Here is a 26,601-nt window from a genome sequence, read left to right on the forward strand (position 1 = left end):
AGTTGTGATAATTTCAGTTCTTTCATAATCTCACTTATGATATTTAATACATGGCATTGTATATCGCAATAATTTGCCTTGTAACAGAATCCATAGCCCCTTTTTACAAGTTACGATTCAATTCTACAAACGAATGAAGAAATCCTACTTTTTCGCTTCTGAGAAGTGCGGAATGAGAGATCTAACTTAGGTTATGGATAATCTAACTGATACCGATATAGCAAAAGAAACAATGAACCTCCATAAACAATTAGTGCTCCTTCAATCGACTCTATTAATGATGATGCAGGTTATTCAAATGAATTAAGGGATATTGCAAATACTAAAATAAAGACAAAAAACACCAGCATCTCATATAAGAGAAATTGGTGTTTTTCGAAGCTTTGCTTACTTAATGATTGGAAGAAATCAGGTTAAATAATACTTTATTATAATTGATCGTTGTACTGCAACATTTTAAATCTTCTATTTAACTTGCTAAAATATTTTGGTATAAAGCATCCTTATGGACGACGAACAATTTTAATGTATTTCTGTGTTGAATTGGAATCCAACACACCTTGAGAAATATTTCCGTATTTATCAACTGTTGCAAAGTAAATACGGTCGCCTTCCATGAATACTTTATTCGGGTTAGTTGAATTTGTTGTTAATATAGATCTCTGTGAGTTATCAGATGAATTTTCAGGTTTTCCTATACCAGCAACTGTAATCCCATTTGCGATACCAGGTACTGCTTGTCCAGCAGCGATTTGTGAAGCATGTTTACCTGCGAAGATAATTTCCTCTGCTGTTAAATCACCAGTAACAATATCAACACGAACTGCATAATAGAATTCTAAATCATCTTTGGCATTTGCAATTTGATACATAAATTCAAGCTCTCGGTATGATGGTACTGCGCCAACAGACATATTACCCATTAATGTAGCTGATTTGAATGCCACACCCGAATTTTGATGTACATACTTACCAAAGTCGGCAACGTCAAACTTATTACCTGTATAGCCTGTGATGTTATAGTCTACTGCTGTATCTTTCATCTTCACAGTAAATGTTTTATTTGCTGTTCCCGAACCAACCGGCTTGATTATTAATTTACTTTCATCCGTAGTTTTTGCACCCTTTGTGTAGGATACAAATTGATATTGTGATGAAATGTCTGCACCACTTTCATCTGTAATTGTTAGCAGACTTAAATCGCTAAGCGTAGAATTGCCATCAACATCACGCATAATCGCTTCACTAAAAGTAATCGCAAACGTATTATCTGGATTACGATACACGATATTATGTTTCTTTTTACCATCAACCGTCATTTCAATACGCGGTGGTGTACCATCTGAATATAGATTCTTCTTCATCCATCCAGTCGCCGATGTATCATGGTCATTTCCAGCAGCATTGGCACTATAGATAGTCATATTACCATACGTATCTTCCGCACCAAAATAAACAACATAATCAGTATGGGCTGTTAAGCCCGTAATTTCTTTTATTCCACTTTCACCTGAGCCAGTCGTTTCAAAGTACGGCTTGCTCTTTAACGTCGCCTCTAATGCCTTGCGATCCGCTTCTGTCGTAAGTGGTAAATTGGCATCTGGGTTTGGTGTACCGTCTGCATTTTTCTTCGGTACTGCCCAGTAGTGAAGCAACGTTGCTTCGTCTGTACTGAATTTCACTTCAGCCTTCGTATCATCATTTAATTTAGGCTTAATTTCTAAATTCTTAATAAGCGGCGCTTTTGAATCCCCAATTATAGATTTTGAGTTAATGATAGAAAGTTCCCCACCACGGTCTTTTAATACCATATATACTGAATAACTCACAAATGGATTTAGTTTATCCTTTGGAATAGAAATCGGGAACTTTTGTGTCTTTTCTTCTAATGTTGCCGGTCCATTACCTTTTACAACATAGATATCCTTACCGCTGATTTGGAAATAGCCAGAGTGTAGGCTCGTATCCGATTCGAATTCATTGACGAAATCGCGCTGTGTAATCCCCTTTTCCTCTAAATATTTCTTAAAGGATTTTGAGATGCCCCCGTCCATAACTGTGTCAGGTAGTACCATATAATAGTAAGTCCCCGCCTTATTTGGTTTAAATTCAACTTCCACTCGATTAAATCCATCTGATTGGTCTGGCTTACTAACAACATTTTCAATCGACATAACCGGTAAATCCTGCTTGTCATGTAAGTATTCAGCGTAGTTACGAACAGACTCATTCTCTTTAACTGTAGTGGCATTTTCAAATTCATTGTCTGCTAAATCCTTGACGCCTGGTAATACCGTTACTCGTAATGTATCGCCTAAAACGAAACCTGTTTCAGAAGGAATCGTTAGTAATACTTTTTTATCGCCCTCTTTATATTCAACTGAAGATGGCTTAATACGTGGTTGACCAGTTGTATTGACAATAACTGTTCCCGATAAGTCGTAGTTTTGCACATTTCTTGCCGTTTCAGGATCTAATGCTTCACTGAAATATACATAGAACTGATTTTCCTTACCTGCTCGCTCCAGTTTTGGATTTTCCACATACGGATGCTCATTATCTGGTGCGGTTGTTGTAAACTCTTTTGAAATAGGTGGATCGATTGATAAGTTGCCCGATTTATCCTTCATTACAACATAAACTTGGTACGTTGTTTCAGGCGTTAAATCTTTTAAAATTTCCGTAATCGCTAATTCACCTGATTTCGCCTCCCCTTTACCTGTAGGGTTCGCGATAATGTCTTTCGTTGTTGGCTCCGGAGCCGATGTTTTTGGGCGTACATAATAGTAATACTCGCCTGGCTCACTCGCCACGAATTTCATTTCTGCACGCTTACCACCATGTAAAGGTAGAACCGTTAATGATTTCACTGATGGTGGTGAACCATCTTTCATTTGGAACGATTTAGTTGCAAGATCAGATACGTTTTTCGCACCATCTACGACCATTACATAAAGAACATATTCTGTTTTCTCGCCTAAGTTTGAAACCTTGACAGTATTTTTCCCTACTGCTGCTGAACCTGTTCCACTTGCAACATTGTCGGAAGATACACGATTCACCATCTCCGATTTAGTCGGTGGATCTTCATCTTTTTCACGAATAATGTAGTAGTACGTACCGACTTCAGTAGACGTGAAATCGAAACTAATATCACTGCCACTTAGTAACTCAAGATTTGTAATAGTAACAAGTGGTTTCGTTTTATCTGCTGGTTTTTGGTTTTCAATATCATCTTTATCGACTGGTTTGCCGTCTGGATCGGTAATTCCACCAATATTATCTTTATCATCTAGGAAATCATCGAAGATATTATTTGGCCCTTCATCTTTCGGTAAAATTACTCTATCAATATACGTATAGTCACCTATATCAATCCAACCGTACGAATTATCGACGAACAATGTACCCACGCGACCATCAAAGTATAGCTGTAAATCGGTATAGCTATATTTGTTAATGCGGAAAATATTACTTTCCCCGTAGATAGTTAGGTCTGTTTCTGTATTTAAATTTAATGTCGTGATATTACCTATAATCTCAAATTCGCGTACGTAGCCACGGATGTCCACACGAGGTAATGTCGTATTTGTTTCGATTCTTGTCGCATTTTGTGACACGACTAGATGCGGTGTTGAGCTATTGTAAAACTCCACATACTTCTCCACATTTTCCATTACAACTCGGTCCTTCGACCAGTTCACGAATGGGTCATCTTTTTTTGGTTCTTCTTTAGAACCAGGATTCTTGTTTTCATTCGTCCAGTTTTGCAACCCATTTGAAGAGTCTTCTTTCGCTGGTTGATCTTCTGGCTGATCTGGGTTTGACCAGTTGATAAATCCTAGATTCGTGCTTGCCACACGTCCTAAAGAGCGTGGACTGTTGCCTGCTGATGCATTCATATGTAGCGGTGGACGCACCGTTTCGTTGATGAACATGGTGCCTGTCAAATTTACGTCTGCAAACCGAATGTAATTACCGTTCACCACAATCGAAGCACCAAAGGAACTGTTAGCACCATTTAGCTCTAAGAAATTTGTATACGTACCACTCGCATTCAATGTCAGCTTTGAAACATAGCTTAAATTGCCTCCCGTGAATGTCCCCTCTATGACAGCCCCTTTAAGCACTTCTTCGTTATCCTCATTGAAAATATTTGCAAGGTTTGAAGACACAGTATAAGGTACAGCATTTATGTAAACAATATCGTCTTCAATACTTGTAATTTTGTAAGACGTTACATTCTCTTTTTTATCTTGAGCACGTACAATGAAAGATGCAATTTGTCCACGTGTTACCGCATTATACGGAGAAAATGTGACAGGTGTTGTTCCTTCGGTAATTTTCAAATTCACTAATGTTTGAATATACGCCGCATTACTCGTTTGGCTATTCACATCTTGGAAATTGTGATCATAGCTAGAAGCTACTTCAAATTTAAAGCCAAGCACTAGCATTTTTGATAATTGCCCGCGTGTAATAATTTCGTTTGGCATAAATGTACCATTGGAATAGCCTGACATAATGCCGGCATTTTTTAAGGCTGCAATGTATTTATAGTATTCATTGCTCTTAGGTACATCTGTGAAATATGGATTATCAACATTTTTCAGATCAAGGTCTAGTACTGTCGCTAGCATTTTTGCTGCTTGCCCACGTGTTACATTTTGAATTGGGCGAAAAGTTTTATCAGGAAAACCGCCAATTGCACCTTGTTTGTATAATTTCAGAATGTTGTCATAGTGACTATTATATTGATCGATATCTATGAATGGTGAAGTGGCTGCTGCAGCTTTTTGTGGTGGCGGTACAACAACAGCAATCCCACTAGTTGCAAACACAGTAGCAATTAGTGCCTTGTTTACCTTTTGGATTTTAGTTTTATCCATCTCACTCTTCCTTTCCTATCTGATTGATACCAGATTTTATCTTCATTCAGCGGGCATTTTGAAATCTCCTGAAAAAAGATAAGCAATATTTTTCTAAGTTCTACACTAAAATCTGTACTTGACAGTACATTCCACTACAGGCGCTTACCTATAGTAAAGTTTACTCTAAATCAAGTACATATTTTGGTAATGAACCTTTTTCTATATTCATCATACCTTTTATATCGACAGGTTAGTAGGCTACCTTCATAGATAACCCTAAAATAATGCTATGTATTGGCAATAAAAAAAACAGTTTGGACATTGCCTACAACGGCGTACCAAACTGTTCAGCGAACAATCACACATCTTATTCCCAAAACCATCTAAATTCAAACCACAAATTTAAAGCCAAGGAGCATCGGTGCTCTCTTGGCTTTTACAATATATAGGCATACATCTTCATCGTACTTGAATTGTCATAAGGGAAAGGGGGGTAACCTTATATCTTTTCAAATCGGCTGAGGGATGTGTCCCGAGTTTACGCATCATATAGATTTCACTGTTTTCACTTAGTGGATAACTCAAGAATAGCTTGCCCAACATGACACTCCATTATTCACATAACCTAAACAACAGATCATAAACCCAATTTAACCATCTATCACATTGAAGAGTTTACCGATGAATACATGCTATTATATTTGTTGCGTTTGTTCTTGTCCTGCAATTATGACACAATTTCGTCCTGCTTGTTTTGCTTGATATAAAGCTGCATCTGCCGCTTCAAAAAGCTCTTCTGTTGTAGCAGCCATTATCGGATACTCTGCAACCCCCGCAGATAATGTCACAGCTCGACCACATGGACTCACTGTAGTTGCTAATTTTTCTCGCAATTGTTCTGCTACATACTCTGCTTCTGTTACTGTTGTATTTGGTAGTAGCAAGATAAATTCTTCTCCACCATAACGACAGCATATGTCTACATCACGGGCGACAGCTTGCATATTTTCTGCTAAAAACTTCAACACTTTGTCACCAACAGCGTGCCCATAAGTATCATTAATGCTCTTAAAATGATCTAAATCTAGTAAAATGATCGAGTGTGGTAACTCTTTATCTGTCCATTCTGCTAACAATGCATCCATCGTCCGACGATTTGTTACACCTGTTAATGGATCCGTTATAGACTGATCTTTAAAGAACGATACTTGTCCCTGTAAAAAAGACAAGCTACGTACGAGCGCACCTTTCAGACTAGATGCCTCATAGTACCACCCTGATACCGATTCTAAACTGCTCACATTTTTTGTATCTAAGCTTTCTTCCGTGAAAGTAGCTAGTTGTTGCAATGGACGAGCAATTCTTGTCGCTGCCCACAGTACCAACACTAAACAAAACACAAGCAATGGCATCGCGACAAATGTCATATTTTTCACATGATCCATCGATGGACTCAACGCTACTTCAAGTGGTCTTTGAGATACCACGCCCCATTTTGATAATGGAATCGCACTATACCCAGCGAGCATCTCCACACCCTTTGTGTTCACAATCTGCTGTGCACCACTATTACCAGCAACCACATCCTGCACGACCTTATTTTCAATCGCTTCGTCATTAATACGTGTTGGGTCTTCATGGTATATAATGCGCCCGTCCTCATCAACGACAAACACATATGACCCATCATCGTAATAATGCTTACCTAATAACTTATAAAACACATTTTCTTCCTTTAAGTAAATGGTGCCGCCAATTAAACCTACATACTGTCCCGCATCATTGAAAATTGGATGTGAGATAAAAATAAGTAGTCGACCTGTAATACCTTCATACGGTTTTGATACTAGTGGCACTTTTTGTTCTAATGCCTCAGTTGCTCCAGGAGACGTTAACACCTCGCCTTGAACTTCAATCGATGGTGGCGATACCGATAACACAAGTCCATCTGCATTCGTAATAAGCACCGAATTAAACATATCATTTTGCATTTTAATACGTTCTGTTTCTTTAATTAATATCTGTTCATCGTCCATATCATCGGCTATAGTCTCGGCACTATAACCTAGTATTTGAAATGACCCATCTAAATATGCGTTAGCTGTCTCTGCGAGTTTTTGTGCATAGACACGATTCGTTTCAAGCGAATTTGCTTTAATCGTATTCACATTCACGCGATAGCCACTCCATAAACTACTAACAAGCGTTATTAGAAATGCCGCTAGTGCTACCCCTATAATCAAATGCTTCAGCTTAAGATATTGGTATTTTGTCATTATCCATCCCAGTCTCCTATGTAAATTTCCTCATACAGTCTATCATAGCATGACCAAAGTAAATTTTAGTATCTTCTTATAAAATGTGTAATATAATATTGTTTTCTTGCATTATATTTTTTAAATTTTCTAATAACAGATTCTTATTGTCTGAAATTTGACAAGAAATCTATATTCAAAATTTTTATATTTTTACAACATATAATTTTCTGATAACTTGCATTATAATGAAAAATACGTAGTCAAACAGAGTGTAATTCTGTTATAATACTGTTAAATTTTATAAAATCTGTATTAATACAGATGGTTTACCAAACGCTTTTTTTATAATATGGGGATATTAGAAAATTGTATTTACGCTACATATTCGATGATGTGGCGCAATGTCTAAACAAAAGGGGTTGAGGAGATTTGGGTATTTTAAAGGGGTTAAAAATTCTCGATTTTTCTGCGTTATTACCGGGACCAATGGCAACAATGATTTTTGCTGATTTAGGGGCGGAGGTTATTCATGTAGAATCCTCCAAGCGCGTTGATTTAACACGCATTATGCCTCCTTATGATGAGGATAGAGAAGCGTATATTCATCAGCATTTGAATCGCTCAAAAAAGTCATTAACATTAAACTTAAAATCACCGGAAGCTGTAGAAATCGTTAAATCACTTGTAGAAGAGTATGACATTATTATTGAAGGTTTCCGGCCTGGGGTGATGCAACGCCTTGGTATTGGTTATGAAGCGTTAAAAGAAGTGAATCCGAAGTTGATCTATTGCTCTATTACAGGCTACGGACAAACAGGTCCATTTAGCAATCGCCCTGGACACGATAATAATTACTTATCACTTGCTGGCGTGCTCGACTATTCACGCCATAAGGACAAAAAACCTGTTTCAATGGGGATTCAACTCGCTGATATGGCAGGTGGTACGATGCATGCGGCAATCGGGATACTTGCTGCTGCGCTTCATCGTGAAAAAACAGGTGAAGGCCAATATGTGGACATTAGCATGACTGACGCAGTATTTTCGCTCAATGCGATGTATGGCTCAGCTTACATTGGTGGTGGGCGTATTCCACAGCCTGAGCAAGAAATTTTAAATGGCGGTAGCTACTACGATTTCTATAAAACAAAGGATGGTCGCTTTTTCTCTGTAGGTAGTTTGGAGCCACAATTCCGTAAACTACTATGTGAAGCGCTTGATATTCCAGAGCTTATAGATAATACATTTAATGATTCCTTCTATACACAGACTCGTTTTAAAGAGGCAGTACATGATGCATTTTTATCGAAAACGTATGCGGAATGGCTTGAGATCTTCAATGATGACTTTGAAGGCTGTGTAGAGCCTGTACTAACATTCCCAGAAGCTTGCGAGCATCCACAGCTTGTAGCAAGGGGCATGATTGTTGATATTCCGAAAAATGATGGGACAACGCAAAAACAAATTGCTTCTGCCTTCAAATTCGGAGGAACGCAGCCAGTCTATAGGCATGTCGGCGCCAAACTTGGCGAACATAACGATGAAGTGCTAGCTTCCATTGGCTACAGTGAAGAACAAATCGCTGCATTACAAGAAAAAGGTGTACTGGAATAAAGTGAAACTTCCAACAGTAGGGATTTTCTTCACCCTACTGTTGGTTAGTTGAATCAATCGGACCCTTACATCTCACCCAACCTGCTTTGTTTTTCAAAAATTTTGAAATGGAATATTAGCGTCTGTTTGGGCGGGATAAAGTGAAACGGGATGACTCAATAGTACTTGAGCCATCCCGCTTTTTTATTTATGAACGACTTTCGAGATTTTTCAAACATAAGCGCTGATAAACAAACGCATTTCCTCAAAATGTTCGTCGACGAGCAAATATTTTTTATACATTTCCATTAATTTTTCAAACAACTCATACTGCTCCGTAACAAATAACACTTTCAAGATATTCATCATATTCAAGGAACTACTTTGCGCAGTGAAATAATAAGGTGCCTCTGGATCACGATAGTTCCGACGCCATTCTTCCAACGATGCGCCAATCTGTTGCAATGAATTGTTCACCTGGATAGCGATATCCTTTTGAATCGCTGACTCAATAGCTATGAACTGCTCATGGCTATATTTCTTATGCACCAATGCTTCATGGATTTTCTTACTTGAGACAAGTGCTTGTTCTTTTAACAACTTTAATCCCTTCGTGTAATTTCCGGTCTGCACGTAATTTTGTAACAGCATTGCATATAGATTTTCCAAATAATTATTTGCATAGTTTTTTACAATTGCTTGTGGTGTTGGTTTAATATTCGGTAAAAGTTCTTTATATTCCAACATAATTTCAATCGCATAATTATTCAATCGTTCATCATCTAATAAATATTCACCATACTGAATAACATCATCCGCATGTTTCTCCTGATGTGCGACATTAAATAAAATATAAGCGATTAATACTTTTTCTTTTTCCGTTAGCGCATACATCGAATAACGCCACTCTATTTCAAAGGAAACAATTAGCTCTCTCACTTTCCTAAAATCATTTTCTGCCCACTTGTAATGTGCAACGATTTGATACAGCTGCAATTGCTTCTTTGCTAAACACGAAGGATTTTTATTATCCACATAAGTTATACACTTATCCAGATTTTTTTTATAATTATACGAAAAGTTACGCACATGTGTATAACTTTTCTGTGCCGAATATTCAAAGTGACGCATAATTTCATGGATAAATGTTAATTGTTCTAATTGTTTGTGGATAAGTAATGAATAAATTTTTTTCATAAAAAGCCAATGCCAAAATTGTATATCCTCTTTATAAATCATGTGTACAATGTACTCATTTTCAATTTTATATAAAAAGATAGTCTGTAATTCTGTTGTTTGTATATTAACGTCTCGGCGTTTCCCGAAAATTAACCAAATTAATTGCTCTACATTCATTGTATGCTGTGCGTAAAGCTGCTCAAAGAACGTCTCCTTCCCTTTCTGTGAATAGAAAAAAGAATCGAGCCGTTCATTCATAAACATTGAATCTAAGCCTTGGTTCTCAAAAAAAACTTGGGCCTCCACAGGTACACGCCCCCAATATTTACGGGCAGTCGAAAATGCAATATTCATTGCCACTTCCTCACTAACCAAAAACAAATCAGGTGATAAGGTTTGTCCAAAAATCTGTGGATTATTTTGTGGATTAGCTGAATCCTCCGCCCACTTCGACAGTAACTCTTCAGCACCTAACTCACCATTATGACGATACGCAGTTAATAATTGCTCATCACAACGCAGCAACATACAACTAGTGCCTCCTTTAAATAACACTCTTTCTTCAATATAACAAATTCTCTCCATAATATGCGAGAAAATAATTGATATGTATCGAGCTGTTTATATTTATCCACACACAAAAGCCATCTAAGAAAATGGTGATCACTCACTTTCTTAGATGGCTTTTACATCAACTCATTTGTTATTGGATAAACAGCATATACTACAAAACAGCTAGTCCCTTGGTTGGTAGCCCGAGTAAGCTGTAACACAGTATGTCCATTTATCTATGCTAACAAATGGTTAGCCTCTTGAAATCATATCTCTCAAGAAAATTTATAACACATAATTATGTATAATTACATGCATTGCGGAATAAAAGGTTAATCTTATTAGTGCCATTTCTCTTATGGAGCTTAATAAAATGTAGTTCTTACCGCATCCTAAAACAGTAGACGCATCAACTCAAAAAAAGTTACAAAAAATTTCTCAAAAAAGATAATTTAAGTTAGATATTTTTATAACAATTAAAACAGTGATCAATTATGTCATATCAGCAGTGCATTTTCACCAAAATACTGGATATTTTCTTGTCCCGCGAAGATTATTAATGAGCAGTCCCAAAACAACAATCAATACGGCGCCAATTAGCACTGGTACCACTAAATAACTCCATCCATATCCTCCGAGAATAATGATTATTGGGTTCGCTCCAGCTGGTGGATGAATTACACCCGTAAACGCCATGAAGAAAATTGTCAAAGCCACACCTAAACTAATCGAAAACGTGCTTGTCCCAAACAACGAGTACATCGCCAAACCGATAAAGGCAGAAATAAAATGTCCCCCAATAATATTCCGTGGCTGTGATAACGGCGCATTCCACACAACAAAAACAAGTACACAACTACCACCAAGTGATGCCATTAACCACGGGGCTCCTGTATAATTCGTCAAACATAACAATAAAAAAATACAAATCAGCCCACCTACAGCACCCGTTGCTGCATCTGCAAAATTGGTCCTAGAAGGTGCATGCCCACCACCATACATTTTCGCTATATAACTCTTCAGCAGGTTTTTCTTCTCTACTTTTTCCTGTAAGTGTGCAACTTCTCTCACTTATCGTCACCTCCCACATACAAAATTCTGTTTTACATGCATTTTTTCCAGTACATTATGTTTATTTCTCTTATTATACCGATATTTTGGTAGATTTCAATTTCCAATCGACACATTTTCGCCAAAAATAGCTACTGTGTACGGTAAGACTTCATATAAAAAACCTATCCACAATTGTGAATAGGTTAGGATAATTAATCGTATTGTTTTTTCACTGGCTTAAAAATACGTGCCTTTTTTAGAGTTGCTTTCGGCACTTGGAAAGTTGCTGTCACAACACCAGGATGACGACCAATCTCAATAGATCCCGTTATTGTTGCACGATTCATGACCTCAGGTACTGTCATTTCGAATAATCGAGCAGCACGACCTAACGCATTATCTGTTGCCTCATTTAACGTTGTACCTGATCCCACGACAGACACTGGGAATACATCCTCAACCTGCTTCACACCATACTCTTCTGCCAATTCACGTGCCCGACGTTTTTCTTCCTTTGTAAATGGCTTTGCCGTATATGGTAAATCATCTTCATTCGAAAGAAGAATTGGACCTTCAAGGGCTACTTTTTTCAAAACACTCACTTGTAGTTGCACAATGCCTGCTACATCAGTCGTATGACCAGCAATTTCACCGTCACCTTGCATCGCGTGCATATCACCAATATACACGCCTCCTCCAGGTACCTTTACCGGACAAATAATTGTGGCACCTTCGCGAACGCGGCTAATGTCCATATGTCCGTCTGTGCGGTGCAGGTCTAACTCCTCTTGTGTAAATGCATATTCATGCGGTGCACCCACCAAAAATGAACCAAAATCTCCGGCATTATGCGAGTCTGGCATTGCCTTCGAAGGTGTTGTACCAAGCTGCCCCAAAAACGGACGCATTCTCGCCATAACTCCGACTAAATCACTCGGTGCCAATGCCACGACTGGATTTTGCACAGAGTTTTCAGGTGTACGCATATAATTTTTCGCATCTAATGCAATACGTCGGGCCCCTTCACGTCCAACCGTTACGCCTATGTCACTATTATGACCGAGCACCATCGTATAGCCATTTGTCATTTTAAATGGTGATGTCTCTGTATTACATGTTGCACAACGAATTGCCTGTGCACCAATTCCACTGACAACTGTACGTGGATGTAATTTCCCACAGCCAGGACATTTCACAGATACAAACGGATCACCGATGAAACGGTCTAAAATCGCTTCATCATGTCCCGAAGAAGTCGCCATAGAAGTGACCTGAATTGACTTAATCTTAATGACGATTGCATCGCCTACTTCTGCACCTTCGATAAATACAGGCTTTGTTACCTCATGACCACCACGAATCGTCGGCGTAATCATCGGTCCCCAGCAGCCTGGCGTTGTATTTGCGATAATCGTACCGCCATTCTTTACTGGCCCTAGCATTTCCTGATGTGGATCTAAAATGCCATCTATAAATTCATTTACGAATAATGTCTCGACGGCTTGCGGTTGCTCTATTATTTCTTCTCGTTCAATTTGTTGATTTTTATCTAGCTCTTGTAATTCGTTTATCATTTTTCGACACGCTCCTAATAGTGTAATTTCTATTTTACATATGTAAATATTTCAAATACGCCTTACTAGAATCTAAAATGAGAGCCCTCTACTTCCAAAGCAGAGAGCTACGTCGATTAATTATTGATGTATAAATCAAAAATATGAGAGAAATCTTCCTTCACATAATTATCCTTATGATCGAGCATCCATTTGTTTGAAAAGCTCGTTATTTCCTTGAATGAAGCAGCTGGTGTTATATTATCGTTCCCTATGCGACCAAGTGATGCTGAAGCAATCGATAAACTTTTCTCCGCAACTTCTAACTTGTAGGCATTTTGCTTTTGCTCATAACTAATAGCATGCATCGCCTTATATAAATCTTTAATGTCGTCAATAAAACGCTTATGGATGTCGATAGAAAGCGGAATATTGCCTACTGTAAACTTAATTTCGACATCAAGATCAATAGTTCCTGCTGTTTCCAGAAAAACATCACCAATTGTATGCATTGAATAGTCGTAGCGGCGGAGCATACGTTTTTTACTCATCGCATTTGCACCATCTACATGAATCAAGGCACGATTAGTAAAGCAGTATTCATCTGCCTTTGTTTTAATTAAAAAATAAATTTTTTCGTCAATCTCTTGTAGGATAAAATCATCTGCATCTGTTTTATCGAAGTCCTCACGTGGTACTACTACTCCAATATCCGAAAGTCCAAGTGCATCTGCTGCTATTTTTTTAAACATCGCCATTCCTCCTAAATCATCATTAACTTTCTCTACGTTTCGAAATTGGAAAAAGTTTCATTCCTATGTAAAAGTATATATTTTTATTGGTCGGAGTGGTTTGGTGGATATATGGGGACGACTTCATGACCTAATTGAGCGAATCTTGACCACACTTGAGCGACCTCATCACCAAGTTGAGCGACTCTTTGCCTCACTTGAGCGACTTCACCATCAGCTTGAGCGACTCGATAACAAAGTTGATCAAAGCTTGCCTGCTAAATTTTTAAATATTAATAAGTAGGGAGATACTTTAGAAAGTTGGCATTTAAGACTATGTCTACACTTCGTATTTCAGAAAATTTTCGTTTATAATCAAACATCATAAGGAATGGAGCGAAACGATATGCAAGAACCAATCATTTTAGTTGTAGATGATGAGGCTGATTTAGCTAATCTCCTAAAATCAAGCCTTCAAAAAGAGGGATTCAAATATATTCACACAGCTGGTACCCTTTCCGAGGCATGGACGAGCTTTCAAAAGAAAACCCCAAATATCGTATTACTCGACGTTATGCTTCCGGATGGTGAAGGTTATGATTTATGTCGTCGCATTCGTGAAATTTCACATGTGCCGGTACTCTTTATGTCGGCTAAAACAGAGGAAATCGATAAAATTTTAGGTCTTGCAATCGGAGGGGATGATTACATTACCAAGCCCTTTAGCCCGAAAGAAGTTGCTTATCGTGTGAAAGCACAGTTACGTAGAGCGGGCTATCAAACTCAAGACACTACATCTATTCTTGAAACAAAAAAAGACGTACTAGAAAATGGTCCATTTTCAATGAATGCTGATGAAACGGAAGTACATAAAGATGGTGTGTTGCTAGAGCTAACGGCTAAGGAAGTCGGCTTAATGGCTTGCTTCATGCACAATCCAAACAGAATTTTAAGTAAGGAGACTTTGTTTGAACGTGTATGGGGCGAAGATTTTTACGGCTCCGATAATACAGTCATGGTGCATATCCGACGACTACGAGAAAAAGTGGAGAGCGACCCTTCTAATCCAATTTTCATCACTACCGTAAAAGGCTTAGGCTATAAATTTGTCATTGCAAAGTAAGGAGGCTCGTCATTTATGAAATGGAGACTCACTGCACAGTTTTTATTATCTGTGTTATCCATCGCTATCATTGTGATTTTCGTCAATACAGCAATTTTTATTAGCTTGTTCTTTTATCAGCAAACAACAAATTTTCAAACACCTGAAGTTACTAACACCGAGCAATTCACACGAGAATTTGAGCAGTACATTCAATATCATAATGGCGATATCACCTTTGATGACAAGGGTTTGCAGCTATTAAAGGAACATAACGCGTGGGTACAAGTGCTAAATCAAAACGGCGACATGATTGGCGGACATAATGTGCCAGACAATGCCTTAGCACACTACTCGCCACTCGATTTAATCCAAACTTATAAATACCGAGAAATCGATCCATCGACAACTGTTTATATTGGCGGTAATGATGAATTTAACTATTTAGTTGGGATTCAAGATAGAAGCGTGTCGCGCGTGGTATGGAACTTTTCACCCTCATCCTTTTTGCAGCTTCTTGGAAAGTTCGGCTTAGCTATAGTCATTGCTGATTTACTTGTGACAGCGCTTGTTGGTTGGTTTTTTGGTCGTGCACTGACGAAACCACTCTATGCGCTAATCGAGCAAATTCAGCATTTAAAAAATCGCAAGCATACACAAGTAAAAACGCCAAAAGGTCTGTATAAACCTGTTATTTCAAATTTAAATGAGGTGTCGAACGAACTTGCCGCACATGAAATGGAACGAAAGCGTCTTGAAATAATGCGTGAGGAATGGATTAGTAACGTATCGCACGATATGAAAACACCACTCGCTTCTATCCGTGGTTATTCTGAACTATTACGTGAAGGCAATTTAACAGAAAGCGAGCAAGCTGAATACTCTCGTATTATTGAAAAACAATCGCTCCATATGCAGGACCTCCTAGATGATTTAAATTTAACTATGCGTCTCCGTCATCAGCAATTACCATTGCAACTGAATGACACCAATATCGTACAATTTGTACGTGAAATTGTGATTGATACGCTCAATATGCCACAGTACGAGCAGGCAAATATCGAATTCGACGCCTCCGCAGATACCATTACACAGAGCATTGATGCTCATTTTATGCGACGTGCTGTTGTGAATTTTTTATATAATGCATTGCTGCACAATCCACATGATGTTGAGATAAAAGTCCATGTCGATACAGACTCTATCACCATTTCTGATAACGGTAAGGGTATCGCAGAAGAAGACCTTGAGCATATTTTCGAACGTTATTACCGTGGCACAAATACAGCCCATACTTTAGGCACAGGTCTTGGCACCGCCATCGCCCGAGATATCATTGAAGCACATGGCGGTACTGTTTCCATCACCTCAAAAGAGAATGAAGGCACTACAGTTAGCATTTATTTAACAACGATATAGCTTTCCCATAAAAAAATGCCCCGGCATAATCGGGGCACTTTCATTCATTATTTCAGTTGTTCCTGTGCTTTTGGTGGAATTTCATCAAACTGTACTTCATTGTAAGATGTTACTTCATTGCCATTTTTCACATACAGTTTTAAATACGCATCTTTACGTAAGTTTTTAGTAGCAGAAAATTTCAATGTTTGCTCTTTTCCACGCTCATCGTAAGACGGTAGCTCATACCAATAAGTCTTAGCTATCTCACCTGTATTTAATTTATATTCTTCTAATTCGCCGTCTGTCGTCACTTGTAGATAGTACGTATCCTTATTTATACGATTAAAATCGACAGTCATTAATGCCACCAGCGCTGCAACAAATAGAATAAGTGCAGCACCAATCCCAATATATACTTTTTTCATATTACTTTGCTCCTTGTTTAACAATTTTATAAAATGAACGTACCGTAAATACGTAGTAAATGGCGTAAATTGCTGTATATGCAAGCATCCCAATAATGACCGGCTTTGTAATATCCATGTTAAATAGCTGTGAAAGTGCTGTTAAAGCAAAGGCACTATGCAGTATTCCGACAAGAAGTGGTGCACCGAAAATAACAGCTACCTGCCCTGCAATTGTTTTGATCATTTGCTTGCCATTAACCCCGATTTTATTTAATATTGCATACTTTGCTTGGTCTTCTTCCGCTTCAGTTAATATTTTGAAATAAATAATACTACCTGTAGCTGCTAGGAATACAAGCCCTAAAAAGCTACCAACAAACAGTAATGAACCAACACCAGCCATGCTATCTTCATAGCTTTGAGGCACACTCGAAAACGATTCTTGCTGCTCTGGTGACAACTGATTATAAATGACCTTAGACAACTCTTGCTGTTTTAAATCATTTTTCATGCCAACAGCTTGCATGACCATGTCTTCAGCGTTTGTCTTCGCAAATTCTTGATCATTTACTACAAGTACTGTACCTGCCGGGAAAAAATTCAGTACACTTTCCGTATACATTTTTTCAACATAGAAAGACTCCCCGTTTTCTAATGTAAATGCCTCACCCGTAAAATCATGTGAAAAGCGTTCATCATACGTAGTATCTAGTAAAATCGTTGAACCATCTGCAACATGAAGCTCACGGTCTACACCTTGCAACTTCGCTAAATGATTGTAATCCGATTCTTTCAACAATGTGTATTCAAAGAAGGCAAAGTCATTATCGACACGTAAATTTTTCACATTTAACGCCTCGTTATACACGACGTCTTTCTGTGAAAAGTCGACTGTGTCCCCCTTCCACATGAATGTATTGGGCATTGCTAGCCGCACAGAACTCTCAGTGTTGTAGTAAATCCCAAAAACTGCACCGCCTGCTGTAATCGTTGTGGCACTTAAAATCGCAATAATGGATAGCGACTTTGCGTTGCCACGAATGCGGTAAAGTAACTGAGATACCCCAATCAAATTAAGTCCCTTCCATGACCATGCCGTCGCCTTTTTGAGCGCCGTTAACACGAATACACTCACACTATGGAACAATAAATACGTCCCAACAATTGTTACGGCGATCACTAATAACGGTGTGCCGAGTATCGTGAAAAAGCGCCAAATCGAGCTTGTAAAAATATCCGTAACGGATGTGTAGTAGCCAAATCCGACAAGTATCGTACCTACCATTGCTGCAAAAACAGAGGCACGAGGCATTTTTTCACCCTGCTTTTCAGCGTGAAATAAATCAATAAGCTTGAATTGATAGATTACACGATACCCTTGTAGTGAGGTGAACAGGAACAATATAGCGAAAATTACTACTGTATTCAGTACAGCCTGTCCTGAAAACGTGAAGTTCGCCACAACCTCATAGCCCATCAATCGCACTAAAATTGTTAGTAAAATTTTCGACATAAAAAATCCAATAACAATGCCTAGCACAAGTGATATAAGCCCAATAACAAGGTTCTCAAAAAAGAGCATTAAACCAATCTTTTGCTTACGTACTCCGAGCAATGAATAAAGTGCCACTTCTTTTTTCCGCTTCTTCATAAAAAATGAATTGGAATACGCTATGAAAATAACAATGAAGAACAATAATATAATGGACGATGCGTTCATCAGCCCTTGAATTTTTTGCGATGTGCCCGTTAATGCTGAAATTTCATCATTGTATTTAAGCGTCACAAACGTAAAGTAAATAACAATACTGAACACCATAGAAGCAATATATAAAAAGTAATTCGATAAATTTCGTTGAATATTTTTTTGCGCAAGACTAAATAACGTCATTAACCTCACCTCCGATATCTGCTAGCACCTGCAGGATCTCTTGGAAAAACTGCTTACGTGTTTGCGTCCCTCGGTGAATTTCTTTCGATAACTGTCCGTCTTGGATAAATAGAATGCGCTGACAGAAACTTGCCGCAAATGCATCGTGAGTCACCATCATTATTGTTGAAGCTTGCGATTTATTTAAATCACTCAGTCTTTCCAGTAAATCCGTTGCTGATTTTGAATCGAGCGCACCCGTTGGCTCATCGGCAAAAATAAGCTGTGGCTCTGTCACAAGCGCACGAGATGATGCAGTTCGCTGCTTTTGCCCACCCGATATCTGGTAAGGATATTTATCTAGTAGATCGCTAATACCAAATAATCCTGCAATTTGCGCTACACGTGTATTAATTTCTTTCGCTGGCACCTTTGCAATCGCCAGTGGCAACACAATATTTTCACGTACAGTTAACGAATCGAGTAAGTTATAATCTTGAAAAATAAACCCTAAATTATCACGGCGGAAGTCTGCTAGCTCAGCATCTTTCATAAGTGCTAAATTTGCTTCGCCAATTACGATATCACCTGTCGTTGGCGTATCAATTGTTGCGAGCACGTTCAGTAGCGTTGATTTCCCAGCGCCCGAAGGCCCCATAACGCCTACAAACTCACCCTTTTCTACTTCAAACGTTATATTCGAAAGCGCAGTAAATGTGTTTGCGCCGTTTCCATAAACTTTCCCTACATTTTGTACTTTTAATAATGGAGTCATTTGTCGCTCACCTCTTCTATGATTTGCATTTGACTACAGTATATCCACCCAAACTTACATTAAAATTGTGGCAAGCTTACAAGAACCTTAAATAATTTTACGGTTATCGAAAAGTTTTTGAGGTTTATCGACAGGTTTATCAGACAACTTTTGCGTTTTATCGCCCAACTTTTTAAAATTATCGTCATCAACCTTACAAAGAACAACAAAAAGGGTCCATACACAATCAGTGCATGAACCCATCATTTTCTTAAGCTAATACTTTTTGTATTTCATCCTCAAAACTACTAGGTTTATCAGTTGAACCAAAGCGGGCCACAACTTCACCCTCACGATTAACTAGAAACTTTGTAAAATTCCATTTAACGCTCTTTCCAAGAATCCCTTTTGAATGGGATGTCACATAGTCAAAAATCGGATGCGCATCCTTACCATTCACCTTTACAACTTCATGCATAGGGAAAGTGACACCATACGTCAAACGGCAATTTGCAGCCGCTTCCTCGGCTGTTGCTACTTCTTGCTTAAATTGATTCGACGGGAAGCCAAGTACAACAAAACCTTCATCCTTATATTTCTTATATAATGCTTCTAATCCGTCGAATTGTGGGGTAAAACCACACTTTGACGCCGTATTCACAATGAGCATTACTTGGCCCCTGTAGCGCTCTAAGCTATACTGTGTTCCGTCTTCTAATTTCACATTGATATCATAAATACTCATCTAGATTCCCCTCCGTATCATTTATACGGCATTCTCTCTTTATAATTTCCCGTGCATCCTCGCTACTTGTTGTAATGGATCCCACACACCGTTAAATGGTGGAGCATACGCCAAATCCAGATCAAGTAAATCGGGTAAAGTCATTTTGTTGTATAGAGCTGTTGCAAAGACATCAATTCGCTTATCCACACCTGCTGGTCCAATAATTTGTGCACCTAGAAGCTGCTGGTCACGCTTACGAACCACTACTTTAATGAACATCCGCTGTGCTCCTGGATAGTATCCTGCAATATGGCGTGCTGATAATTTATACGCCTCAAATTCAAAACCCAGCTCCTCCGCAGTTCCTTCATTAATGCCTGCTGTTGCGACTGTCAGATCGAAAAATTTCATGATGGATGTTCCAACAATCCCGCGAAATCGTGCAAATTTGCCCGACATATTGAGTCCAGCCACACGTCCGTGCTTATTCGCCGTTGTACCCAGCGGCACATAATCTAGACGTTCCTTCACGATGTTAAAATGCATCGCGCAATCACCCGCAGCATAAACATTTTCAATGGATGTTTCTAAGTGACGATTAACAATGACACCACCATTCTTCGCTAGCGCAATGCCTGTATCTTTTAAGAACTTTGTATTAGGTTGAATTCCTACCGCTACAATGACTAGATCAGTATCAAATGTACCTTTATCTGTGACCACACGCTCGATACGTTTATCGCCATCAAACGCCTCCACTGATGTATTTAATAAGACCTCGACACCCTGCTTCTTCGCTTCATCATGGACATGCTGTGCAAGTTCTTTATCTAAAAAATTCGCCAAATATCCACTACGTTGTATCAACCGCACTTCCCTACCGCTTGCATGTAGCGTTTCCACCATTTCCAGTCCAATATAGCCACCACCGATGACTGTCACATGCTTAATATTCGGTGTTAAATCGGCCAATAAATCTTCCAACATAGGAATTGTTTTGACCACATGCACTCCCGCTAAATCACTACCTTTTTCTACTGGCATTACAGGATCTGCCCCGGTAGCAATAAGTAACTTATCATATGGAATTTCAAACTGTTCTCCAGATGCTAGGTCAGTACCCGTTACCAATTGTTTTTCAACATCGATACGCTCAACCTCATGCCCAACTCGCGCATCAATACCATACTTATCACGAAAAGTTGCTACATCTCTGGCAATGAGGCGCTTTGTCGATGAAATCCGTCCATCCACCACATATGGTAGACCGCATTGCCCATATGAATAAATAAATCCACGTTCTAACGATGTTATTTCTGCACCCGGTACATTACGATAAATTTCCATAGCAGCTGACATACCAGCCGCATCTCCTCCGATAATTACGTATTTCATCTTACATGCCTCCTCAATTTTCTTGTATCATACTAGCTCTTCTACTCGCCCTAATATGTACAAAATCTACAAACATGACTATTACTAGTCAATCAACGAGCATTCTAATATTGTTATAATCTTTAACCAAATGTATCCCAACCTTTTGGTTATTAAATCTTGTACTCACAATTGTTATTATAAATATATTGCGTGCCATCCATGTAAAAGTCCGGCTATTACAATATGAAATAACGTTCATGATAATTCTAAACATATCATTACACATCGTAACGGTACTAATCAAATACCAATGGACACTTTTAATTCTTTTCTCTCTTAGCAATCATTTTCCCCTTTTTTCGCAATAAAAAAACCGCCTCTAAGCAGAGACGGTTTTTTGTTTAAAAGCCTGTAGCTTATTCTTTTGTTAAAGCCTCTTGGCAGAACGCCAAAATCGTTGCTAATTCATCATCTTCTAACGCAAAATCCAAATACTCGTTCTCCGCTTTTTCAATGATGAAATAATTTAGGATAAATGGCTCGCCGTCCTTTTCACCAAGTAAGACGCGAATTTCGATACCAGCTTCATGATATAACTCATCTTCTTCATCGATTTCTACATCTAAAATAAATTCGTAGCGTTTGCCTTCAATAATATTTGTTGGGTCTAAAATTTCTTCAACTGAAAATTGTGTAATGTTCATTTTTTGTAGCTCCTTTAGCATGACCTGTCCTTTTAATAATAAAGCAATTTCAGCGTTGGTCAATTGAAAACTCATATACAGCCTTTAGCAATTATGCCAAAATAGAAACACAACGCACTAAGAGGAGGCATCTCAAATTGAAAGAGTACTTATACTATCAAGACGCTATGCTACGCGAGTTTGATGCAACAGTGACTCGTACAGGTATTGAAGAAGACGGACGGAAATTTATCGTACTATCAAACACAGCCTTTTATCCAACAGGTGGCGGTCAGCCACATGATACAGGTACATTAAACTGTATTCCCGTAATCGATGTAGAAAAAATCGGCGATGAAATCCGTCATTATATAGACGGTGATATCGCTACCCTCACAGGTGATATTCACGGCAGACTGGATTGGCAACGCCGTTTCGACCATATGCAACAGCATGCAGGTCAGCATATTTTAACAGCCGCTTTTGTGGGATTATTCGACGCACCGACAGTAAGCTTTCACTTAGGCAGTGAGCAGGTGACGATTGATATTGCTGTCGATACCTTATCCGATGAACAACTTTCTGCTGCAGAAGCTCGCGCGAATGATATTATCTTAGAAAACCGTCCGATTCACACTAAATGGGTGACAGAAGATGAGCTCAGTGATTATAACTTACGTAAAGATATTGCAATAACTGGCGATATTCGCCTCGTTATTATTCCAGATTATGATTACAATGGCTGCGGCGGTATACACCCTACATCTACCGGACAAGTCAGTGCCATTAAAATTCTCGGTACTGAAAAAATGAAAGGGAATATACGTGTATCATTCGTTTGTGGTCGTCGCGTACTAGAAGAACTTGCAATGCGTAAAACAGTATTAACCGATGTCGCTCGTCAGCTAAGTGTTCCAGAAATCGAGGCCGCAACAGCACTAACAAAAGTATTAACTACGCAAAAAATGACAGAGAAAGCACTTGCTCATGTAAAAGAAGAACTACTTACTTTTGAAGCGAAGGCGTTAGCTATTTCTGATAGCCATGTTTTAGCTGCACATTTTAGTCAACGCTCTGTGCAAGAACTACAAAAACTAGCCCGTTTCACAGCTACTGAACGTCCTGACGCTATTGTATTACTTGCCTCTGGAAATGAAGACAAGTTGCAGTTCGTTGCAACTCGCGGTACACAGGTGGAAACAAGCATGAAATCAGTAGCCACAAAGGTATTGCCACTCATAAACGGTAAAGGTGGGGGCAGTGACCAAATGGTGCAAGGTGGCGGTGAGCTTACCATGTCTGCCGAACAACTACTCGTTGCAATGCAGGATGCGCTTAATTATTGACCATCTTTGGAGCTATATCGACATAAGCACTGATTTTATCAGACACATTTCTTCATTTATCGCCCAACTATTCAAATTTATCGACATGAACCTTAAAAAAACATAAAAAGAACCTTGCAAACTGACGCTTGCGAGGTTCTTTCATTTTATAATTTAAATTTCTGCACAGCACTGTATAATCGCTTTGCCATTTCGGAGAGTTCCACGGTTTGATCATTCATTTCGGCTACAGTAGTAATCTGTTCCTCTGTTGAATTTTTGACTTCATGGACGTATTCACTTGCTGCATTTGCGGTTGCTGCCATTTCTTCCATTGAAGCTGAGACCTCTTCCGTATTGGCTGACATTTGCTCCGCTGAAGCATTCAGTTCTTCAATTTGACTAGCAATAGATCCTACTGCATGCACCATTTCTTCGAAGCGTTCACCTACTGCTTGAATCGCTGTCAAACCACGACCTACGTTCTCCTCGCCCGATTCTGCTGCCTTCACTGCCTCTAATGTATACAATTGCACTTTATCAATTAGTACATTTATTTTCGCTGCAGACTCCGCTGTTTGCTCAGATAATTTACGTACTTCATCCGCAACAACTGCAAACCCTTTTCCTGCATCACCAGCTCGTGCCGCCTCAATCGATGCATTGAGTGCAAGTAAATTTGTTTGGTCAGATATATCAGTAATCATTTTTGAGATTAATCCAATTTCCTTCGACTCTTGCGCTAACTTACGAATAACATCTAACTCAATATTCGTACCTGCTTGGATCTCGTTCATACGTGAAATAGACTGTTGTACAGCACCGTTGCTTTCACTTATTTTTTCAGAAATAAACTCTGTATTTGAGGCTACAGAAGAAGCTACCTCTGCTACATTTTGAATACCTAAAGCCATTTGCTCCATGGCCGAAGCACTTTCTTCAGACATAACTGTTTGGCTTTGTGCACCACGATCTACTTCCTCAATTGCCCCTGCTATTTGCTTAGAATGCTTTGTAACAGCTAGTACATCACCCATTAAATCACAGGATGCTTCACTTACTGCTGTCGCTTCTTTCTCTACTTGTGAAATCATCTCACGCATATTATCTGTCATACGGGAAAGTGCACGCGTCACTGTTCCCATCTCATCTATGCGCTTTAAATATTTCTCAGGAATTTCCTGCGTAAAATCCCCCACTGATAAGCCTTCACTAATACGTACAACGTGACGTATTGGCCTGCTTACCGAACGAGAAATAGCAAACGATATGAGTAGTCCTAATATCGATACAATAATTGTCATCAACATAAAGTCGCTTTTCAGACGGGAAAGTCCTGCAAGCATTTCATCTTCGATTGCGATAACGCCCATTTTCCAACCATTATTCAATGTATGATAGCCCATTAAATTTGTACCGGTATCCTTTGTATCAAACGTAAAATAACCATTTGTATTATCGACCATTTCTTGTGCAGCTAATGCTTCACCCGTCGATTCACCTGATTCACTAGCCGCTAAAATGGCATTACTTTGCTCCTTCACAAGTGCATGATTTTTATGACCAATGATAGTACCTTTAGCATCTAACATCATTGCATATCCGCTATTACCAACCGTAATATCTTCAACAATTTCTGATAAATAATAACCATCAATACGGGCTAGTAACAACGCGTCCTCACCTGTCACCGTATCAATTGGTGACACAATTAAAATAACCGGTTCACCCGTCACGCGACTAATTGTAATCTCTGACATAACTGACTTTCCAGTAAAACCAGCCTTTACATAATCACGATCGCCTAAATCGGCGGTTGTATCATCTAAATAATGTGCTGTACCGTCAGCTGTAATTATGCCAAAGCTTAAATAATTTTCATTATCTTCTAAGCGACTACTTAAGTATTTTTTCTGTTCTTCGATATTCATGCTCTGAATCGCTGCTTGCTCAGCAATCGCCTCTACCTCAACTAATGTTAATTGGAAATGCTTTTCTATGTATTTTGAAACATCTTCGGCTTTAGACTCTAAGTTCGATCTGACTTGTTCGCCTACCGCATTTGTACTGTTAATCCATGTAAATATTCCAAGCGTGCCACAAGTCACTAAAACAAGTGAGATAATTGCGACAATTAATTTACCACCAATACCCTTTATCCACATATTCACTCTGCCCACTTTTCATCTGAATTTAATAAAATATTGCGCTCTCCCCTTCTTATTCAGAGTAGGTTTATTAGAATAGGTTGTCAATAGAACTTTCCCAATCAATTAAATAAATGTATAAAATTGTATATTAACACTATGCACATAGGGATTAAAGTAAAGTAATAATAAAAATTTTGCTATTGGCCCCATGATTATTATTTACTTTTTTTGTTAATCATAAAATGTAGTACTGCACTAATCCAATCTACAGAGTTTTTACTGATAAATCATCGAAAAATAACGTTTCGTAGGAGGTTTCCTATGGATCCACATAAACAAGGAAAACACTTAAGTCGACTGGGCAAGAAAAGAGGAAAACATCTAAAACTTGTTGAAGCTTCTGTCCAAACTGTTAATGACGAGGCAACAATAATAGAAGTTGTAGTTATGGAAGAACTAAGTATTCCGAATGAATCAAAAACAGCGTATACTTTGGGGCTTCGCAAACAAATTATTAAAGCTCTATCTGTGTTTCTAGCATTCCTCTTCATCGTCTTTTCAACAATCAACAGTTGGTTTCCATATGCTACACATGGGCATTTACCTTTATTTTTAGAGACCCTTGAAGTCATGAGATTTTTTATGGTCTTCTCAACAACCCTGGCACTCGGTCTATGCCTACCATTTGTCATTCACTTTATTTGGACGTCTGAAAAACCTGCCTTACTACAAGATGAAAGTCGATTTTTGGAGCTTTTCGCACCTATTTTGCTTTTACAATTCTTTTTAGTACTGTCATTTGGTTATTTAGTTGCGAACCCATTCTTCAATTTTACTGCGAATGCATACCTGCATTTCTTTATCATAACAATCCCATTTGGACTTATATTTGAGCTACTAATTGTTGCTATCTTTTCTAACAATGCTCAACCTATTAATTGCCGATTTTATAAGCTCATTATGAAACGATTTAAAAAATAAGAAAGCACTGCATAGGAATTTTCCCATCATGCAG

At 38.6% G+C, this 26,601-nt stretch carries 18 protein-coding genes; 5 read left to right on the plus strand and 13 right to left on the minus strand.

What is annotated here, in order from left to right:
- Window positions 1-503 precede the first annotated feature (503 nt).
- Both ACIQ2D_RS18320 and ACIQ2D_RS18325 read right to left on the minus strand, forming a co-directional pair.
- Window positions 504-4,889, minus strand: a complete 4,386-nt coding sequence (locus ACIQ2D_RS18320) for an S-layer homology domain-containing protein (RefSeq protein ID WP_402866653.1) — start codon at window positions 4,887-4,889, stop codon at window positions 504-506.
- A gap of 677 nt (window positions 4,890-5,566) precedes the next feature.
- A complete protein-coding gene (locus tag ACIQ2D_RS18325; protein WP_402866656.1) occupies window positions 5,567-7,147 on the minus strand; it encodes a sensor domain-containing diguanylate cyclase in 1,581 nt (526 codons plus the stop codon).
- Window positions 7,148-7,558: 411 nt separating this feature from the next.
- On the opposite strand from ACIQ2D_RS18325, the gene ACIQ2D_RS18330 reads away from it, so the two are divergent.
- Window positions 7,559-8,743 (plus strand): CaiB/BaiF CoA transferase family protein, encoded by a 1,185-nt coding sequence (locus ACIQ2D_RS18330; protein WP_402866659.1) that lies wholly within the window; start codon window positions 7,559-7,561, stop codon window positions 8,741-8,743.
- Between the two features lie 210 nt (window positions 8,744-8,953).
- On the opposite strand, the gene ACIQ2D_RS18335 is transcribed toward ACIQ2D_RS18330, so the two are convergent.
- The 4 genes from ACIQ2D_RS18335 to ACIQ2D_RS18350 form a co-directional block, all read right to left on the minus strand.
- Window positions 8,954-10,429: a hypothetical protein gene (locus tag ACIQ2D_RS18335; RefSeq protein ID WP_402866662.1), complete on the minus strand. Its 1,476-nt coding sequence runs from the start codon at window positions 10,427-10,429 to the stop codon at window positions 8,954-8,956.
- Window positions 10,430-10,969: 540 nt separating this feature from the next.
- The gene (locus ACIQ2D_RS18340; RefSeq protein ID WP_402866799.1) at window positions 10,970-11,455 is read right to left on the minus strand and encodes an HPP family protein; all 486 of its coding nucleotides are present in this window, start codon (window positions 11,453-11,455) and stop codon (window positions 10,970-10,972) included.
- 263 nt (window positions 11,456-11,718) lie between these two features.
- On the minus strand, window positions 11,719-13,080 hold the full coding sequence (locus ACIQ2D_RS18345; RefSeq protein ID WP_402866665.1) for an acetamidase/formamidase family protein: 1,362 nt from the start codon (window positions 13,078-13,080) through the stop codon (window positions 11,719-11,721).
- Window positions 13,081-13,196: 116 nt separating this feature from the next.
- Entirely contained in the window at window positions 13,197-13,811 is a 615-nt protein-coding gene (locus ACIQ2D_RS18350) for a PH domain-containing protein (RefSeq protein WP_402866668.1), read from the minus strand.
- Between the two features lie 385 nt (window positions 13,812-14,196).
- Here ACIQ2D_RS18350 and ACIQ2D_RS18355 point away from each other — a divergent pair, with 385 nt between their 5' ends.
- Window positions 14,197-14,913 carry a response regulator transcription factor gene (locus ACIQ2D_RS18355; protein WP_402866671.1) on the plus strand — a complete coding sequence of 239 codons (717 nt, stop codon included), beginning with the start codon at window positions 14,197-14,199 and terminating at the stop codon, window positions 14,911-14,913.
- Between the two features lie 15 nt (window positions 14,914-14,928).
- Entirely contained in the window at window positions 14,929-16,311 is a 1,383-nt protein-coding gene (locus tag ACIQ2D_RS18360; protein WP_402866674.1) for a HAMP domain-containing sensor histidine kinase, read from the plus strand.
- Window positions 16,312-16,358: 47 nt separating this feature from the next.
- Here ACIQ2D_RS18360 and ACIQ2D_RS18365 read toward each other — a convergent pair whose 3' ends face one another.
- The 6 genes from ACIQ2D_RS18365 to ACIQ2D_RS18390 all read right to left on the minus strand — a co-directional run bounded on the left by ACIQ2D_RS18365 (window position 16,359) and on the right by ACIQ2D_RS18390 (window position 22,132).
- Complete coding sequence (locus ACIQ2D_RS18365) at window positions 16,359-16,718, minus strand: YxeA family protein (RefSeq protein ID WP_402866677.1); 360 nt, start codon at window positions 16,716-16,718, stop codon at window positions 16,359-16,361.
- Between the two features lies 1 nt (window position 16,719).
- Window positions 16,720-18,591, minus strand: coding sequence for an FtsX-like permease family protein (locus ACIQ2D_RS18370; RefSeq protein WP_402866679.1), 1,872 nt, complete (start codon window positions 18,589-18,591; stop codon window positions 16,720-16,722).
- A complete protein-coding gene (locus ACIQ2D_RS18375) occupies window positions 18,578-19,345 on the minus strand; it encodes an ABC transporter ATP-binding protein (protein ID WP_402866681.1) in 768 nt (255 codons plus the stop codon). The genes ACIQ2D_RS18370 and ACIQ2D_RS18375 overlap by 14 nt, the downstream gene beginning before the upstream one ends.
- Window positions 19,346-19,595: 250 nt before the next feature.
- Window positions 19,596-20,069 carry a glutathione peroxidase gene (locus tag ACIQ2D_RS18380; protein WP_402866684.1) on the minus strand — a complete coding sequence of 158 codons (474 nt, stop codon included), beginning with the start codon at window positions 20,067-20,069 and terminating at the stop codon, window positions 19,596-19,598.
- A gap of 39 nt (window positions 20,070-20,108) precedes the next feature.
- On the minus strand, window positions 20,109-21,446 hold the full coding sequence (locus ACIQ2D_RS18385) for an FAD-dependent oxidoreductase (protein ID WP_402866687.1): 1,338 nt from the start codon (window positions 21,444-21,446) through the stop codon (window positions 20,109-20,111).
- Between the two features lie 398 nt (window positions 21,447-21,844).
- Complete coding sequence (locus tag ACIQ2D_RS18390) at window positions 21,845-22,132, minus strand: DUF6509 family protein (protein ID WP_402866690.1); 288 nt, start codon at window positions 22,130-22,132, stop codon at window positions 21,845-21,847.
- 137 nt (window positions 22,133-22,269) lie between these two features.
- Here ACIQ2D_RS18390 and ACIQ2D_RS18395 point away from each other — a divergent pair, with 137 nt between their 5' ends.
- Window positions 22,270-23,457, plus strand: a complete 1,188-nt coding sequence (locus ACIQ2D_RS18395) for an alanyl-tRNA editing protein (protein ID WP_402866693.1) — start codon at window positions 22,270-22,272, stop codon at window positions 23,455-23,457.
- Between the two features lie 146 nt (window positions 23,458-23,603).
- Here ACIQ2D_RS18395 and ACIQ2D_RS18400 read toward each other — a convergent pair whose 3' ends face one another.
- Complete coding sequence (locus ACIQ2D_RS18400) at window positions 23,604-25,601, minus strand: methyl-accepting chemotaxis protein (protein WP_402866801.1); 1,998 nt, start codon at window positions 25,599-25,601, stop codon at window positions 23,604-23,606.
- 306 nt (window positions 25,602-25,907) lie between these two features.
- On the opposite strand from ACIQ2D_RS18400, the gene ACIQ2D_RS18405 reads away from it, so the two are divergent.
- Entirely contained in the window at window positions 25,908-26,567 is a 660-nt protein-coding gene (locus ACIQ2D_RS18405) for a twin-arginine translocase subunit TatC (RefSeq protein ID WP_402866695.1), read from the plus strand.
- The last annotated feature ends 34 nt before the right edge of the window (window positions 26,568-26,601 follow it).

This window comes from Lysinibacillus sp. NPDC097287 (genome assembly GCF_044761695.1).
GTDB lineage: Bacteria > Bacillota > Bacilli > Bacillales_A > Planococcaceae > Lysinibacillus.